The sequence below is a fragment of the Atlantibacter sp. genome, from assembly GCF_032062175.1.
In the GTDB taxonomy this organism is placed as follows: Bacteria; Pseudomonadota; Gammaproteobacteria; order Enterobacterales; family Enterobacteriaceae; genus Atlantibacter.
The window spans coordinates 18,689-33,598 of the sequence record NZ_DAMBQK010000001.1; the positions used below are offsets into that span (position 1 = coordinate 18,689).

The window sequence follows — 14,910 nt, forward strand, 5'->3', positions numbered from 1 at the left end:
TATGAATGAAAAGGCTGGCGCTTTACTGACCACCAGATTACTGTGCTGATTGCAAAGGTGCTGAAACGGTAAACGTAATCTGTGACACGCCTCAATAATCATGGGTCGTCAGCATAAAGGACATTGTGGTGATGATGCCTTGTATTTAGAGTGTGCCGAAGACCTATTTTGACTTTAGCGGAGCTGTTAAATAATGACCAAATTTGCATTGGTGGGAGATGTAGGCGGCACCAACGCACGCTTAGCGCTCTGTAACCTTGAAACCGGCGCAATCGAGCGCGCGAAAACGTATTCCGGGCTGGATTATCCCACCCTTGAGGCAGTGGTACGGGTTTATCTGACCGAGCATGACGCGACCGTCACCGAAGGCTGCATCGCCATCGCCTGCCCAATCACCGGCGACTGGGTGGCAATGACCAACCACACCTGGGCGTTTTCCACCGAAGAAATGCGCAAAAACCTCGGCTTCGACCATCTGGAAATCATCAACGATTTCACCGCTGTTTCTATGGCGATCCCGATGCTGAAAAAAGAACACCTGATCCAGTTTGGCGGCGGCGAGCCGGTAGAAGGCAAACCCATCGCGGTTTACGGCGCGGGTACCGGTCTTGGCGTGGCGCACCTGGTGCATGTGGACAAGCGCTGGATCAGCTTGCCGGGCGAGGGCGGTCATGTGGATTTCGCACCCAACAGTGAAGAAGAGGGCATTATCCTTGAGGAGCTGCGTGCGGAAATCGGCCACGTATCTGCCGAGCGCGTGCTGTCCGGGCCGGGACTGGTCAATCTCTATCGCGCCATTGTCAAATCTGATGGACGCTTGCCGGAAAACCTGATGCCGAAAGACGTGACCGAACGCGCGCTGGACGATGCCTGCATCGACTGCCGTCGCGCGCTGTCGCTGTTTTGCGTGATCATGGGGCGTTTTGGCGGCAACCTGGCGCTGAACCTGGCGACCTTTGGCGGCGTCTATATCGCCGGTGGGATTGTGCCGCGCTTCCTGGATTTCTTCCGCGCGTCGGGCTTCCGCGGTGGTTTTGAAGACAAGGGCCGTTTTAAAGCCTACGTGCAGGATATTCCGGTGTACCTGATCGTCCACGATCAGCCTGGGCTACTCGGCGCGGGCGCGCATTTGCGCCAGATTCTGGGACAAATTCTCTGATAAAAAGCGCCGCGAGGCGCTTTTTTTACAATCGCATTAACTGGCGAAACTCTTTTACCCGGCTGCGGCTCACCGGCACCTGGAAATCCAGATCCCGTAAACGCAGGATGTAGGTATTGTTGAACCACGGTTCTATCTCGCGGATTTTATGCAGATTCACGCAGTACGAGCGGTGGCAGCGGAAAAAATGCCCTTCCGGTAGCCGGTTGAAAAACTCGGTGATATTCATCGGCATCACATAGGCTTCGCGTTTGGTGTACACGAAGGTCATTTTTTCGTGGGCTTCGGCGTAATAGATATCGTTGATATCGGTAACGATGATCCGCTCGTCTTTAATCAGGTTGATGGTGGCGTTTTCCCGGCTAGCCGGGGCGGCGCTCTGCGGGCTGGCCTGCTGCTGCCCGGCGGCCTCCAGCTTTTGCAGCATGCTGATAATCCGCGACTCCTGCCAGGGTTTGAGAATGTAATCAAACGCCTCCAGTTCGAACGCCTCTACGGCATGCTCTTTCCACGCGGTGATAAACACGATAAACGGCTTACTGGCGAACTTACTGATGTTTTGCGCCAGCAGCACGCCGTCCAGCGACGGGATATTGATGTCGAGAAAAATGGCGTCCACGGTGTGGTGCTGGAGATACTTCAGCACGTCCAGCCCGTCGTCAAAGGTGCCGACAATCTCGATGTGACTGTGGTTATTAATCAGCCAGCTCAGTTCCTGTTGGGCCAGAATTTCATCTTCAACGATGATCGCTTTCATCGTTCCTCCTCAGGAAAATTGCGCGGCGGCAACGGCGCGCGCCAGCGGCTGGTTGGGCACATAGAAGGCAATTTCAGTACCGGGGTTAAGCTGGCGGATTTGCAGCCCTTCGCCGTACAGTAATTTCACCCGGTGATGCACGTTCAGCAGGCCGATTTTGTTGCCCGGCATCTCGTCTGCCTCGACGCGCGCCACCACATCGGGGTCGATACCGTGCCCGGTATCACGCACAGCAATGCGCACCCGGCTGCCGGATTCGGTCACGCTAATCGTCACCACGCCTTTGCCTTTACAGGGCTGGATGCCGTGCACAATGGCGTTTTCCACCAGCGGCTGGATCAGCAGGCTCGGTACCACGCAGTTTACGTCCTCGTCGATGTCATAAATCACCGTGAGCTTGTCGCCGAAGCGCGCCTGCTCAATGGCGATGTAATCTTTAATCTGGTACAGCTCTTTTTTGATATCAATCTGCTCGTCATCGTTTAATTCAATGTTGTAGCGCAGGTAGCGCGAGAGATTAAAAATCAGTTGGCGGGCAGTGTCCGGATTCAACCGGATGGAAGACGAAATCGCGTTCAGGGCGTTAAACAGGAAATGGGGATTAATTTTGCTTTGCAGCGCGCGCAGTTCCGCTTTATCCGCCATCTCGCGCAACTGCTCGGCGCGAGAAACTTCCAGTTGAGTGGAGATAATCTGTGACAGGCCCACCGCCATTTCCTGTAGCGATGAGGTGATTTGGTGCGCGTGGCAGTAATAGATTTTCAGGGTGCCGGTGACGATACCTTTCTCCCACAACGGGATCACCAGCATGGAGTGGATTTCCGGGGTGCGATGGGCTTCATCATTGTTTTTAATGATGATCTTGCCGTCGTTGATGGCCTGGCGGGTCGTTGGGCTGATGCCGTCATCATTTTGCTGGTAGTTATGCTCGCCCACGCCCACATACGCCAGCACATTGTCAGTATTGGTGATGGCGACTGCGTCGGCATGAATATCGCGACGAATAATCTGGCACACCTGGCGTAACGCATCGGTGTTGACGTGGCGAAAAAGCGGCAGGGTTTTGTTGGCGATATCCAGCGCCAGCTTGGCCTGACGCGCGGCGCTGGCCTCTTTTTCCCCTTCCACGCTCTGCACCAGCAGGACGATAAAGCCAATCGATACGGTACCTAAAATCATTGGAATGCCGATTTTCGAGACGATATCCAGCCCCAGTTCAGTGGAAGGTGCCCACGCCACCACCAGGGTCATGGTCAGGGTTTCGCACACCATGCCGCCGATAATCCCGGCGCGCCAGCGCTGCGCCTTAGGCACCCGCACGTGGATCCACCCGGAAAGAAAACCGGCGATGATGCTGGTGATTAAACAGGGGATCGACGTGATCCCGCCGATATCGATCAGATAACGGTGAACGCCGGCGATCGCGCCGGTAATGATACCGACCCACGGGCCGAACAGAATGCCGCCCGCCATCACCGCGATGATACGCACGTTAACCAGCGATCCTTCCACCGGCACGCCGGACCAGGTGCTGAATAGCGCGAACATCGAGAAGATTGCGGTGACCGCCAGCAATTCGCGCGGCGTGTGGGCGCTTTTATGCAGCAGTTCGCGGAACAGACGGATGCGGATCAGGAAGAACAGGCAGATCAGCATCAGCGCGGCGCGGTCAAATACCGCCAGGAGCATGTTAAAAATTTCGTGCACAGGGGGAACTCAGATGGCAAGCAGAGGGGCTATGATAGGAAACCTGGCGCCTGATGAACAGACGCCAGTGTGAATCAGTGGTTAGCCGTGAAGCTGTTCCTTACCGGCCGGCGTGAGATCGGCTTCGGTGGCGCGGCCCTCGAAATCGACTTCGAAATCGTCGGCGGCAAAGTCTGGCGGCGATCTACCTTCAACAAACGCAGGCCACTGGCGCTTCACATACCCGGCGTTTTTCTCGCACCACGGCGCGGCGGCGATGTACATGACGTTGCTGTCGAACTCGCCGTTATGCTCATTTTCCACCGCATGGATCACATCGCAGTGCCAGAAAACCGTGTCGCCCGGTTCCATATCGGGAATTGAGGATATCCCGGTTAATAAAAGGGGATGCCAGGTTTGATTAATGGAAAGCGCCCGGCCAGGTTTGGCTTCGCACAGCGAATCGTCCGGCACGTCGTCCTGCAAGGCACGCAGTAAAATATACGCCATCGCATTGGCCACCGGCAGCAGGGTTAACGTACCTGCGTGTTTGCGCTGTTCGGAAAGCGCGGTCCAGCCCTGGAAGGTGCGGAACATTGAGCACACCGCAGGGGAGGGGATTTCACGCGCTTCGGTACGGCCTTCAGCATCAAACGGGCTGTAGCGCTGCCACTCGCCGCTGAATACGTGACGGTAAACGTGACGGAAATTCTCATCCAGCCAACGTTCCACTGAGCCGCCATCCACGTGCGGGGACAGGCCTAACGAGCCGGAACGAGGCGGACGCCGGCGGGTGCGATCCGCGTAGCTTACCACCCGGTTCGGGTCGAAATGCTGCTTGCCGTGGCTTTCGGTTTGCCAGAGATTATTGAGAAACACCTGTGCCGCTTTCATACGCGCATCCTGGCGGGCTTCAACCTGCGGCTTCGACCAGTAAATGCCGTAAATTTGCGGTTTACTGTCGGCAAGAGTGCCGAAATAGTTGTCTTCCGCCGCGTTCTTCAGCTTCTCAATAAAATTATTACGCTCCAGATAGTTACCGACTTCCTCATTCCAGGCGCGGGCGGTTTGTTCCGGAAAAACGCCTTTAATTACGCAGCAACCGCGCTGGCGGATGAGGGCTTTTTGCTGTTCGGAAATGCGGCCATTAACAATATCATCGGCATGGATCTGCGGAACCGGGTTTTCACCGCGCGCCTGTTCAGCGCGGATCGCGTCGATCTGACGGGAGATATCCGCTTCCAGTTCTTTAAACACCTGCTGATACTGAGGCAGTTCGCGGCGAAGCTGCTGTTTTATTTCACGAATAGCGGTGGGCAGATCGTCAATGTGTAAGGGCATGATGATAACTCCGGCTGAAGAGAACAAGAGGTTATTGTTTTGTTGCGACAGAGTTAATATAGAACCATTCAATCGAATAAAACAGGGATAAGTTTCAAATGAAGGTTCCCGTTTTTGGCGGCAATGATTTTTTAAAATACCGCTCGACAGAACAAAATTTTTCAGGCTATTTTCTCTACAGGCCACATCAGTGGCAGCGTCGCTCGGACGGTCCGGGCGCTTACGTAACTTCGAGGAATCTATGGCTGACTTCAGTCCTAAACGCCGTTTTTCGCGTATCGATCGTCTTCCCCCGTACGTTTTTAACATCACCGCTGAACTGAAAATGGCTGCGCGTCGGCGCGGCGAAGATATTATCGATTTCAGTATGGGCAACCCGGACGGCGCGACCCCGCCGCATATCGTCGAGAAGCTCTGCACCGTGGCCCAGCGCCCGGATACGCACGGTTATTCCACATCGCGCGGTATCCCGCGTTTGCGGCGGGCGATTTCCCGTTGGTATCAGGACCGCTATCAGGTGGATATCGATCCGGAAACCGAAGCCATCGTGACCATCGGTTCCAAAGAGGGGCTGGCGCATTTGATGCTGGCGACGCTGGATCACGGCGATACGGTGCTGGTGCCTAACCCAAGCTATCCGATTCATATCTACGGCGCGGTGATTGCCGGGGCGCAGGTGCGCTCGGTGCCGCTGGTGGAAGGGGTCGATTTCTTTAACGAACTGGAACGCGCCATTCGTGAAAGCTACCCGAAACCGAAAATGATGATTCTGGGCTTTCCATCTAACCCGACGTCACAATGCGTGGAGCTGGAGTTCTTCGAGAAAGTGGTGGCGCTGGCGAAACGCTACGATGTGCTGGTGGTGCACGATCTGGCCTATGCGGATATCGTCTACGATGGCTGGAAAGCGCCGTCTATTATGCAGGTGCCTGGCGCGCGTGATGTGGCGGTGGAGTTTTTCACCCTGTCGAAAAGCTACAACATGGCGGGATGGCGCATCGGTTTTATGGTGGGCAATCAGGAACTGGTTAACGCCCTGGCGCGGATTAAAAGCTATCACGATTACGGCACCTTTACCCCCTTGCAGGTGGCGGCCATCGCCGCGCTGGAAGGCGATCAGCAGTGCGTACGTGATATCGCCGAACAGTATAAACGCCGCCGCGATGTGCTGGTGAAAGGGCTGCATGAAGCGGGCTGGATGGTGGAAATGCCGAAGGCTTCGATGTACGTTTGGGCCAAAATCCCTGAGCCTTACGCGGCAATGGGTTCGCTGGAGTTCGCCAAAAAATTATTGCAGGACGCCAAAGTGTGCGTGTCGCCGGGCATTGGCTTTGGCGATTACGGTGATACTCATGTGCGTTTCGCGCTGATTGAGAACCGCGACCGTATCCGTCAGGCGGTGAGAGGCATTAAAGCGATGTTCCGCGCCGACGGGCTGCTGCCGGTATCAGGCAAAACGACGCTGGAAAATCAGGAATAAAAACGACAACAGGAGCCAAATGGCTCCTGTTTTTTTGACCGGCTCAGGCTTCAACTAAATCATCAGCGCAAAAGTACCGGCCCAGAGAACGACCATTACCGAAACGCCCATAAATAAATATTTCACGTCACTCACTCCGCGCATCGCACGACACGCCAAAATTAACGTCAGGTCTCATTATAGAAAGCTAAAACCGCACGCATTTCACTTTGGGACAAATCCCTGTGTGCCTGCCGTTTCGCCATTGTTGGGGGATGTAGATCACATCCGGGCGCTAATCTACGCTTAATTTTGAGGGTTCACAAGCGGGTGGAAGCGGAAAAACGTCTTTTTTTCGAGCAGGGTTTGACGTGATGTAACCTTATGTTAAATCAGTAGATATGTTTGTGCCTTAACCAAAATTGAAAGGTAAAAGCTGAAGGGGTGAAATGAATGACCGCTTTCTGTAATCGGCGGCTCTGGCATAGTGCTACGGCAAAAAATGGTGATGTTTTATCAATTTCTTTGTGCAGTTTGAATCCGTTGTGCTGCCGGGCCCCCATGAGCTTGCCAGTGTTAGAACATGTCACCTGGTACATGCTGTACCCGCTATTCATAACCTCAATTGCGCCTTCTCGGCCTGACAACTGCCTGAATCGCCGTGGATAATCCAGACACTTCTGAGCCGTTGTGGACTGACCCCGCCCCGGTAGACGATTCTGCCCTATAGTTGGTGCTTATCTTCTGCCTCTGGTCCAGATCATCTTCGCGGGCTCCTGCGCAGCAGTTCTCATTCGGCGTAGCGATCGCGCAGGGTTCTGAGCGCCTCATCGAGCTGATTGCGCTGCTCTTTGTCCCCGAAACATTCGTCGGGGAGCAACTGGCTCAGTTTGCACAGGGTGTGCAATAGCCGATAGTGCTCCATCGGCGACTGGGGGGGCAGCATCTCCTCAAGGGAATCGGCGTTGACCCAGATCTGTTCGATAAGCTGCACCATCATGGCCATCAGCCCCTCTCCGCTGATGGCTGACATGCCGAGCGCGGTGGCGGCCTGATCGCAGTAGGCCTCCAGCCCGAGCAGGCGAAGCAGCTGTCTGAGATCGCCGATCACGGAGGCCAGATGGCTACCGACTATGGGTTGGCCGCTGGCCGAGAGCTCATAGGAGATCAGACGCAGCAGGGTGCGGATCTTGCGTTGCCGGTGCCCCCGCTCTCCCAGTTGCGCCAGCCATTGGGAGAGTTTCTGACGCGGGGCGTTGGCTCTTTGATAGAGGCGCACCAGCTCCTGGCGCAGGCCGGGCGTCACGACCCCAAACTCGAGGGCACCAAACAGCGAGAGAGTCGTCTCCTCCTCTCCCATCAGGGAGGTCAGTGCCCGCTCCATGCGAGTGCGCAGCCGACCGTCGAGCTTGCCGTGGGCGAGCCAGAGTGCCAGTTGCAGCGCCGCCGCGCCGGGCTCGGGATGTTCGGCCTGAAGGGCCGCAAGGAGCTGAGGTGACTGCTGCCAGGCGCCGTCATCGAGCTGATGTTCCAGCTCGCCCGGCTCGACCAGGGCAACCTCGGCTACCAGTTTGTGCATCAGCACGCGGCTGCGCCCACTCACCTCTTCCTCCTTGCTGCGGCGCATATCCTTGAGGCGTCCCCCCAGGGCAAAGCCGAGATCTTCCTGGGTCTCCTCCAGGGCGTCGCTCTGTAATTCTGAAAGCTCGGCCTGGGCCAGGGCCAGCACCGAGGGGGCATTGCTCTCGTGAGGCGTCAGGGGTTGGGCCTGGCTCTGGCTCTCGGTAGGGACCCGACCAATCAGATTGATGTTGAGCATATGGGCTCCTTGCGGTGGGGCCGTCAGGCCTGTTGTCGGGTGGCGGGGGCGTCAGTGAAGCGCTCGAGCACGCTCGCCTGTTGTACCAGATTGTCCAGATGGATGCGAACCAGTCCGTTGTCCAGGATGGCTTGTCCCTCGCTTAAGTCGGGATCGGCCTGGAGCGTGACCTCGTTAACCTCGCCCCAACTTGCGCTTGCGGCCGCCATGGCGGTAGGGGGCAGTAGCAGCGTGACTCTGCCACCTGGCAGCAGCTCGGTGACTCGGCGCTCGATGCGGCGCAGCAGCAGCGCATTCTGATCCTGCTGCCCGAGCAGCTCCTCCAGGGCCTGGGCGGTGAGGCGCCGCCACCGTTGGCTCACTTCACGGGCGATGAGCAGCTCCATCTCCTGCTCGCCACAGAGCCACTGTACCGCCTCTTCGGCGGCGCTGGCCCGGGCTGCCAGGGCTAACTCTTTGGCTTCACTCCTGGCGGCTTCAAGTAGGCGAGCCGCCTCTTCTCTGGCCTGGGCCAGGCAGACTTCCCCCTCGGCGCGCAGGGCCGCCGCCGCTTCATGGCCCTGAGCCAGGATCTCGGCCAGACGCTGGCGGGTCTGTTCCCGTTCGGCCAGCAGATCGCGCGTCAGTCGCTCCCGGGGGCAGGGCCCAGGCAGGGTCCCGATGACGAGATTCAGCGGATTGTTCATAGCCACCTCACGAGTTTTTGCAGCACAGGGATCGGGCATTCCCCGGGGGACGGTTGCTCGCCGGGGGGAAGGAGCAATCGGCAGGCACGCAGGGCCGGATCCTGGGTGTTGGCGAGCCAGGCCGCCCCCAGGCTCATGGCCGTCTCTGGCAGCGCCTCGGGGTCGAGTTTGGGCAGGGGGCAACTGGGGAGCAGCACCTGCAACTGACCCAGACTCAGGCCGTTGAGCCGCCTGGCCAGGCTCTCCCGATAAGGGCGCAGCAAGAGCAAGGCCCCTCCCTGCATGGCCCAAAGGCCGAGGGCCACCAACAGGGTCTCGCGGCGTTCTTCCTGCAGCAGTTCGTCGGCGAGGGGGGTCAGCACAGGGGGCTTGCCCTCCAGCGCCAGCTGCTGGCGCAGCAGGCGCTCGAGATCCGGCCGGGTCAGGGGATAGCGCTCATAGGTGAAGCGCCACCTGTCGAGCTCCGCATGGGCCCACCAGGCGGGATCCATTACCTGACCCGGGCAGTGCCACAGGCGGTAGAAGGCTGGCAGGGAGGGGCTCATACCTCCCTCCCGGTTCGGCGATGCCACCAGATGGCCAGGGTCGCCATCATCCCCAGCAGGGCGGTGGCTGCGGCGGCTCCCAAGGCCTGCAAGGGGATCGTCTGCCCGTAGAGAGTGAGGCTATGGGGCCTCGGCTCAGGTGCGGCCGGGGGCTGATAGCGGTATTCGGCCCGCTGCAGGGTGAGGCTGATGCGATCCGGGGTGAGGCCGGGTATGCCATTGTGGATCAGGGCGCGGATCTCGGCCTCCCGAGCCGGCAGGTTGACCTCGGGGCTGTATTTGATGAAGACGGCGGCCGAGGAGGGGGCGGGGGGCTCACCCTCCTGGGATCTGGGCTCGGCCACCGACACCTCGGCGGTGATGACCCCGTCCATGCTACCCAGCATTTTCTCGAGTTGCTGGCTCTTGAGGTAGTTGAGTTTGGCCTCCTCCTGCTCGGGAGAGGAGACCAGTTGGCCGCTTGGGAAGAGGTCCTGCATGGTCATGGTACGCCGGCGTGGCAGGCCGTTTTGCCGAAGCACTTCGACGGCATCCACAAAACGATCCTGATCCACCCTCAGGGTGACCCCCTCCTTCTCGACGCTCTTGTCAGCCGGGATCCGGTTGTAGATGAGCAGAGCCAGCATCTGGTTGGCCTCGGCCTCATCGAGTCGGGTATAGAGCTCGCTCTTGCAGCCTACCAGCAGCGGCAGCACGCAGAGCATCAGCAGCACGGTTCTCATGACAGGTTCACCAGTTTGTTGATGGTCTGACCGAGGGAGCCGGCTACCTTGGCGGTGAGGTCGACTCCGACGGCCAACTCGGTCAGTGCGCTCTGGGCGCCCATCAGCCCATTCGGCGAGTCGCTGGTCTGGGGGCTGTTGAGCAGGGCGGCGAAGCGCTGTTGGGTGGGCAAGTCGACCTCGGCAGGGTTGGGCTGGGCGAGCGGGGTGACCGGCGCCAGGGCTTGGGCGATGGCGTGAATGGCATCGATGGTCATGATCTTTTCTCCTCTGAGGGGGGGGCGAGCAGGGCTCGCAGGGGCAGACACTCCTCGGCCGGCAGGCATGCGAGGCGAGCGCTGGCGGCCCGGTGACGGCCCAAACCAAAGAGCAGGATGGCCTCGCATTGGGCCAGTTGACTGGGGTCATCCAGCCAGTCGGGCAGGGCGGCCAGGATGTCGTGCAACTCGGCGCGCAGGCCGTGGTTGACGGCGGCAAAGCCAGCTTCGACGATGAGACGGGGAAGGGGGTAGTTCATCGTGTCACCCTATCTTGCTGATGATGCTCATCATCATGTCTTTGACGGCCTTCATGACCGAGCTCTGGTAGCCGATCATGACCGAGTACTGCTGCATGGCGTACTGGGACCGCAACATGGCCTGGGGATCGTTATTGATGTCGCTGGACGCCATGGCGGTCTGGGCATCGTTGGCGGTGCGCGAGGCCTGGCTGTCCAGTTGGGCGACGATGGCATCGATGTTCATGGGCTCTCCTTAGGATTGTCTGGCCAGCGACTCGCTGGCATCACCGCGCCGTACTTCGCTCGGGGTCTGGCTGAAGTGGCGCCGAAAGCTGTCTGAGAAGTGGGCGGCATTACAAAAGCCCGACTCCAGCGCCACGTCGATCACCTTCTTGGGGGTAGTTTCGAGCAGCGCCCTTGCGTGCTCCAGTCGCTGCTGTTGCAACCACTGTTTGGCGGACATGCCGAACTTCTCCCGAAACAGCTGGTTGAATTTGCGCTGGGAGAGGCCGAAGAGATCCGCATAGCGGGCCACCGGCCAGGGCTCCAGGCGATAGCGGTGCAGCATCTCGAAGAGGTCTGCATCGGCGGCGACCAGAGGGCGTAGCAGCGCCGAGCAGCGGCGGCGCTCCACCGTCAGGGCATAAGCCAGCACCAGGCGCAGCATTACCTCGCCATCGGCCTGACCCAGTCGGATCAGGGTTTGCAGCAGGGCAGGCTCCATCGGGACTGGCAGGGCGGGTTGAGTGGAGAGGTGATCGCAGCCGCCCTCCATCAGATGCTGTAGCTCCCGACAGATGGGTTGCAGCCGCTGGCAGCGGTAGCTAAAGAGGTGTCCCTCCTCGGGCACGGGGCCCGAGGTCAGCAACACGCCGGGTTCTTTGAGAGCGCTGCGGCTCTGCAAAGAGGGTACGAGCAGTAGGTGCAGAATTGGCATGGTGTGCTCCTGTCTGGGATCCTGGATTCATCATGGGGTCTTCAGGGCATTCCCCCCATCAGGTCATCACCTGAATTGGCGTGGCTGACCCCGCATCATCGACCCCGGGAAGCGCTGTGTTGGGCGCGCAGCCAGAGGATCTCGATCACCGCGCGTGCCGCCAGGCAAGATTGGCGCTGGCGCTCGAGGCGGGCGTACTCCTCCGGGGGCTGGGGTTGGCGCAGGGCCTGGGTCAGTTGGTAAGCACCGGCATCAAGCTGGTCGATCAACTGGTGTCTGAGCAGTCCCTGGGGGTCGTGGGCGAGGCGCTCTTCGAGGTGGGTCAGGGTATCCATGGAATCCTCTCAACTGTGTAAGGGAAGAAAAACGAGGCGTTGGCGGCCAGCCAGAGAGACGCCGTCTGGCGCCACTGCGACCACCCGCATCCCCTGCTTGACCGGAGTGCCGGGCAGCAGGCGCATGCCGTTGGTCAACTGCAAATAGGGAGCGCTGTCGTTGCCACCGATCCCCGCCATGGGGGCGGGCAGGTAGTCGAGCTCGGTCACGCTGCCAGCGGCACCGATAAAGCGCAGAGGGTGTTCGGTTCGGCCCAGGTTGAGCCGCTCAAGCAGAGCCTCGAGCCGAACCTGCTGCTCGGGGGCAAGCTGTCCCGAGAGCAGCCAGGCATGCTCGGTGCGTCGGGCGCTGAGGCCATCGAGCAGGTTGCCCTGTGCCAGCGCCGTGATGAGGCTCTCCAACTGCTGGGCTCCGTGATCCGATAGCTGCCAGCCGCGCAGCCCGGGTAGGTGATCCAGAGCCCGGGCCAGACCGCTGGTATCCCCCTGAAAGGCGCCGTCGATTTGTGCCTCTCCCTGGGGGGCAAGTGTCACTGTCATATCCGGATAGCCGTAGCTGGCCAGCAGGGCCTTGACCGAGCGCTGCAGATCGTCATCGCAAATAACCTCCTGCTGGAGGCGAACACCGGCCGCCTGCAGCCGTGCGGTGAGCGCCATCAGGGGGCGGCTGGCGCGGCAGCGGCCACTCAATACCAGGGAGCCGTCACCCTGCCAGCTCGCCTGTAGGCCAGGCTCGGTGGCTAGCGCCGCAGGCAGCCAGTCGTGGGGCGAGGGGGTCGGTATCGGTTGAGCGGGCCACAGCAGGGTGGCTGCCCCGGCCGAGAGCGCCAGGGTGGTCAGCAGAGCCCACAGAGGGAAGGTCTGCTTGCTGCGACGGCGTGCGATAAGGGGCACAGGGGGCTCCTCATCGGAGTGGGCCAGCACGAAGTGGACGCCGGCCAGGTCGATCCCTGCGTGGATCGGGAGTACCCCCTCACCCTGGCGGCGACCCGCGACCCAGCAGGGGGTATCGGAGCAGAGGGCGACGCCGCTCGGGGTCACCTCCAGCCTGGCCTGTTTGCCCCGCTCGAGGGGAAGCAGCAGGTCGCTCTCTCCGGCCCCCAGGGTAAAGGGGCCGGGGGGAAGGCGGAGCTCCTGACCCTGCAGGGGGCCGTTGAGCAGCTTGAGTTTGAAGCTGGTTTTCATGGCGACCTCACATCTGACGCGGTTCAGCCTTGATCAGGAAGAGACGGACCACGCTGTGCTCTTTCTGGGTGGTGCTGCGAAACAGGCCGCCGATGAGCGGCAGATCACCGAGCAGGGGGATCTTGCGTACACCCTGGGTGTGCTCATCCTGTACGAAGCCACCCAACAGCAGGGCCTGACCGAGATTGAGGGTGGCCTGGGTGGCGATCTCCGCATTCTGGATCTGGGGCAGTGATTCGGTGCGGCTGATGGGCTCCCCCTGACGACCATCTTCGATGTTGAGGGTGAGCAGCACCTTGTTACCGCTCGCCTCATGGATGAGGCGAGGAGTGACCCGCATCAGGGCACCGGCGGTGACTGACTCGAGCTTGGGGTTCTTCTCGCTCTCAAGCTTGGTATAAAAAGTGATGCTGCGATCGAGCACCGCCTGCACATTGTCCAGAGTCACCACTGAGGGGCGCGAGACGATGCGCGCCTTGGATTGCTGCTCCAGGGCGGAGAGACGAACCATGAAATTGCCCGAGTTGGAGATGAGGGAGGAGAAGCTGTCGGAGCTCAGGCCACCGTTGTTGAAGCTGACGCTACCGCCACCGATACGGGCCGAGGCGGACCAGTCTATCCCCAGCTCGTTGATGTCACCGGCATCCACATCGATGATGGCTACCGAGATCTCCACCAGGGTCGGACGCTGGTCGAGCTGGGGGATCAGGCTCTTGTAGAGCCCCATGTTCTGCTGGCGATCCCGCACCAGCACGGCGTTTTGACGCAGGTCGGCCGAGAAGGTGGGCAGGCCGCCGCCATCGGTGGGGACCGGGCTCTTGTTGTCGGGCAGGGGGAGGGCGCGCCCCTGGGCCATCTCCCGCAAGGCCGACACCACCCCGGGCACCACCACACTCTGATTGCGATAGCTGTAGCTGGTGTCGCTGGCACTGGCGTATTTGAGGGGGAAGACGGCCACCGTCTCCTTGTTCTGCTCCTGATTAAGGTCTTGCTCGTCGAGCTGTTTTGCGAGGGTATTGACCTGGTTCAGGCAGGCCGGTACCCCATTTACCTGTAGGCTGTTGGAGCTACCCACCTGGCGTACCTGGCAGGCGGCCCCGTCGAGCAGGCCACTATGGCGCAGCAGGCGAGCCATGGTGCCACCGCTCAGGTAGGCCGGAGAGAGTACCGCCTGCTCCATCTCCTGAGCCTTGTAGACGTAGAGGGTGTTGCCATCGTAGTAGGGGAGGAGCTGGTAGAGACGGGCCAGCTCGCTTAATACCCGGCCCCGGGGTTGGTCTTGCAGATTACCGGCATAGGCCTCGGTGATGCGCGGGCTGACCACCACAGGTAGCCCGGAGTTGGCCCCCAAATCCCGCAACACAGAGGCGAGCGGGGTATTCTGGCTGGAGACGAAGTAGGGGGCGCCCCGCCAGGGGATCGGCTGGGCCAGGGTCTGGGCGCAGAAAAGCCCGGTCCAGAGCAGGTGTAGGGCCTTGTGTTTCATGCAAACCTCCCGATGAAGGGGCGTGGTGGGGGTGTGGTGCGGGCCGCAGGGACCATCAGTGCCGCCATGGCCAGTTGTTGCTTCAGAAGCAGCTCCAGCTCCACCTCGGTCAAGGTCGCCGGATAGCGCCGCAGCAGCCACAGCTCCCCCTGCTCCATATAGAGGGCGTCGTCACACGCCTCTGGCGTCGCCGCCAGCAACAGGCAGGCCTGCCGGGCTTGCTCGGCAGGCCAGGTCAGCGTCATGGCGATGCAGGGACCGGTGGCAAAGTCGCGCCCCTTAAGGTGCCGTCCT

General features: G+C 60.1%; 19 protein-coding genes. 2 read left to right on the forward strand and 17 right to left on the reverse strand.

The window, feature by feature from the left end; translation table 11 throughout:
• Positions 1–193 precede the first annotated feature (193 nt).
• On the forward strand, positions 194–1,159 hold the full coding sequence (glk, locus tag RT120_RS00085; protein ID WP_312978093.1) for a glucokinase: 966 nt from the start codon (positions 194–196) through the stop codon (positions 1,157–1,159).
• Between the two features lie 25 nt (positions 1,160–1,184).
• On the opposite strand, the gene RT120_RS00090 is transcribed toward glk, so the two are convergent.
• From RT120_RS00090 to RT120_RS00100, 3 genes are all read right to left on the reverse strand, one after another.
• Positions 1,185–1,916, reverse strand: a complete 732-nt coding sequence (locus RT120_RS00090; protein ID WP_312978095.1) for a LytTR family DNA-binding domain-containing protein — start codon at positions 1,914–1,916, stop codon at positions 1,185–1,187.
• Positions 1,917–1,925: 9 nt separating this feature from the next.
• Positions 1,926–3,623 (reverse strand): sensor histidine kinase, encoded by a 1,698-nt coding sequence (locus RT120_RS00095; RefSeq protein WP_312978097.1) that lies wholly within the window; start codon positions 3,621–3,623, stop codon positions 1,926–1,928.
• Between the two features lie 81 nt (positions 3,624–3,704).
• On the reverse strand, positions 3,705–4,943 hold the full coding sequence (locus RT120_RS00100) for a DUF1479 domain-containing protein (RefSeq protein ID WP_312978099.1): 1,239 nt from the start codon (positions 4,941–4,943) through the stop codon (positions 3,705–3,707).
• Between the two features lie 241 nt (positions 4,944–5,184).
• Between RT120_RS00100 and alaC the strand changes: the two genes are divergently transcribed.
• Positions 5,185–6,423, forward strand: a complete 1,239-nt coding sequence (alaC, locus tag RT120_RS00105; protein ID WP_312978101.1) for an alanine transaminase — start codon at positions 5,185–5,187, stop codon at positions 6,421–6,423.
• A 54-nt stretch (positions 6,424–6,477) separates the two neighbouring features.
• On the opposite strand, the gene ypdK is transcribed toward alaC, so the two are convergent.
• The 14 genes from ypdK to RT120_RS00170 form a co-directional block, all read right to left on the reverse strand.
• Positions 6,478–6,567 (reverse strand): membrane protein YpdK, encoded by a 90-nt coding sequence (ypdK, locus tag RT120_RS21730; RefSeq protein WP_203122160.1) that lies wholly within the window; start codon positions 6,565–6,567, stop codon positions 6,478–6,480.
• Between the two features lie 227 nt (positions 6,568–6,794).
• Entirely contained in the window at positions 6,795–7,049 is a 255-nt protein-coding gene (locus tag RT120_RS00110; protein WP_312978102.1) for a type VI secretion system tube protein Hcp, read from the reverse strand.
• A gap of 143 nt (positions 7,050–7,192) precedes the next feature.
• Positions 7,193–8,221: a TyeA family type III secretion system gatekeeper subunit gene (locus RT120_RS00115; protein WP_312978104.1), complete on the reverse strand. Its 1,029-nt coding sequence runs from the start codon at positions 8,219–8,221 to the stop codon at positions 7,193–7,195.
• A gap of 23 nt (positions 8,222–8,244) precedes the next feature.
• Positions 8,245–8,907 (reverse strand): type III secretion protein, encoded by a 663-nt coding sequence (locus RT120_RS00120; protein ID WP_312978106.1) that lies wholly within the window; start codon positions 8,905–8,907, stop codon positions 8,245–8,247.
• On the reverse strand, positions 8,904–9,452 hold the full coding sequence (locus RT120_RS00125; protein ID WP_312978108.1) for a type III secretion system domain-containing protein: 549 nt from the start codon (positions 9,450–9,452) through the stop codon (positions 8,904–8,906). The genes RT120_RS00120 and RT120_RS00125 overlap by 4 nt, the downstream gene beginning before the upstream one ends.
• Positions 9,449–10,174 (reverse strand): type III secretion system inner membrane ring lipoprotein SctJ, encoded by a 726-nt coding sequence (gene sctJ / locus RT120_RS00130; RefSeq protein ID WP_312978109.1) that lies wholly within the window; start codon positions 10,172–10,174, stop codon positions 9,449–9,451. Before sctJ ends, RT120_RS00125 begins: the two co-directional genes overlap by 4 nt.
• Complete coding sequence (gene sctI / locus RT120_RS00135) at positions 10,171–10,431, reverse strand: type III secretion system inner rod subunit SctI (protein WP_019840891.1); 261 nt, start codon at positions 10,429–10,431, stop codon at positions 10,171–10,173. Before sctI ends, sctJ begins: the two co-directional genes overlap by 4 nt.
• Complete coding sequence (locus tag RT120_RS00140) at positions 10,428–10,691, reverse strand: EscG/YscG/SsaH family type III secretion system needle protein co-chaperone (protein ID WP_312978113.1); 264 nt, start codon at positions 10,689–10,691, stop codon at positions 10,428–10,430. The genes sctI and RT120_RS00140 overlap by 4 nt, the downstream gene beginning before the upstream one ends.
• A gap of 4 nt (positions 10,692–10,695) precedes the next feature.
• Positions 10,696–10,917 (reverse strand): type III secretion system needle filament subunit SctF, encoded by a 222-nt coding sequence (gene sctF, locus RT120_RS00145; RefSeq protein WP_312978115.1) that lies wholly within the window; start codon positions 10,915–10,917, stop codon positions 10,696–10,698.
• A gap of 9 nt (positions 10,918–10,926) precedes the next feature.
• The gene (locus RT120_RS00150) at positions 10,927–11,610 is read right to left on the reverse strand and encodes a helix-turn-helix transcriptional regulator (RefSeq protein WP_312978117.1); all 684 of its coding nucleotides are present in this window, start codon (positions 11,608–11,610) and stop codon (positions 10,927–10,929) included.
• Positions 11,611–11,705: 95 nt separating this feature from the next.
• Positions 11,706–11,945: an EscE/YscE/SsaE family type III secretion system needle protein co-chaperone gene (locus tag RT120_RS00155; protein WP_312978119.1), complete on the reverse strand. Its 240-nt coding sequence runs from the start codon at positions 11,943–11,945 to the stop codon at positions 11,706–11,708.
• A gap of 9 nt (positions 11,946–11,954) precedes the next feature.
• A complete protein-coding gene (gene sctD / locus RT120_RS00160; RefSeq protein ID WP_312978120.1) occupies positions 11,955–13,130 on the reverse strand; it encodes a type III secretion system inner membrane ring subunit SctD in 1,176 nt (391 codons plus the stop codon).
• Between the two features lie 7 nt (positions 13,131–13,137).
• Positions 13,138–14,616 carry an EscC/YscC/HrcC family type III secretion system outer membrane ring protein gene (locus RT120_RS00165; protein ID WP_312978122.1) on the reverse strand — a complete coding sequence of 493 codons (1,479 nt, stop codon included), beginning with the start codon at positions 14,614–14,616 and terminating at the stop codon, positions 13,138–13,140.
• Positions 14,613–14,861 (reverse strand): hypothetical protein, encoded by a 249-nt coding sequence (locus RT120_RS00170; protein ID WP_312978124.1) that lies wholly within the window; start codon positions 14,859–14,861, stop codon positions 14,613–14,615. The genes RT120_RS00165 and RT120_RS00170 overlap by 4 nt, the downstream gene beginning before the upstream one ends.
• Positions 14,862–14,910 lie beyond the last annotated feature (49 nt).

Coding starts and splice junctions, on each gene's coding strand:
- RT120_RS00115 (WP_312978104.1), bottom strand. CDS start 8,221: ATGCTCAACATCAATCTGATTGGTCGGGTCCCTACCGAGAGCCAGAGC.
- RT120_RS00140 (WP_312978113.1), bottom strand. CDS start 10,691: ATGAACTACCCCCTTCCCCGTCTCATCGTCGAAGCTGGCTTTGCCGCC.
- sctD (WP_312978120.1), bottom strand. CDS start 13,130: ATGAAAACCAGCTTCAAACTCAAGCTGCTCAACGGCCCCCTGCAGGGT.
- sctF (WP_312978115.1), bottom strand. CDS start 10,917: ATGAACATCGATGCCATCGTCGCCCAACTGGACAGCCAGGCCTCGCGC.
- RT120_RS00155 (WP_312978119.1), bottom strand. CDS start 11,945: ATGGATACCCTGACCCACCTCGAAGAGCGCCTCGCCCACGACCCCCAG.
- RT120_RS00120 (WP_312978106.1), bottom strand. CDS start 8,907: ATGAACAATCCGCTGAATCTCGTCATCGGGACCCTGCCTGGGCCCTGC.
- sctJ (WP_312978109.1), bottom strand. CDS start 10,174: ATGAGAACCGTGCTGCTGATGCTCTGCGTGCTGCCGCTGCTGGTAGGC.
- RT120_RS00150 (WP_312978117.1), bottom strand. CDS start 11,610: ATGCCAATTCTGCACCTACTGCTCGTACCCTCTTTGCAGAGCCGCAGC.
- glk (WP_312978093.1), top strand. CDS start 194: ATGACCAAATTTGCATTGGTGGGAGATGTAGGCGGCACCAACGCACGC.
- RT120_RS00090 (WP_312978095.1), bottom strand. CDS start 1,916: ATGAAAGCGATCATCGTTGAAGATGAAATTCTGGCCCAACAGGAACTG.
- RT120_RS00125 (WP_312978108.1), bottom strand. CDS start 9,452: ATGAGCCCCTCCCTGCCAGCCTTCTACCGCCTGTGGCACTGCCCGGGT.
- alaC (WP_312978101.1), top strand. CDS start 5,185: ATGGCTGACTTCAGTCCTAAACGCCGTTTTTCGCGTATCGATCGTCTT.
- RT120_RS00165 (WP_312978122.1), bottom strand. CDS start 14,616: ATGAAACACAAGGCCCTACACCTGCTCTGGACCGGGCTTTTCTGCGCC.
- sctI (WP_019840891.1), bottom strand. CDS start 10,431: ATGACCATCGATGCCATTCACGCCATCGCCCAAGCCCTGGCGCCGGTC.
- ypdK (WP_203122160.1), bottom strand. CDS start 6,567: ATGCGCGGAGTGAGTGACGTGAAATATTTATTTATGGGCGTTTCGGTA.
- RT120_RS00170 (WP_312978124.1), bottom strand. CDS start 14,861: ATGACGCTGACCTGGCCTGCCGAGCAAGCCCGGCAGGCCTGCCTGTTG.
- RT120_RS00100 (WP_312978099.1), bottom strand. CDS start 4,943: ATGCCCTTACACATTGACGATCTGCCCACCGCTATTCGTGAAATAAAA.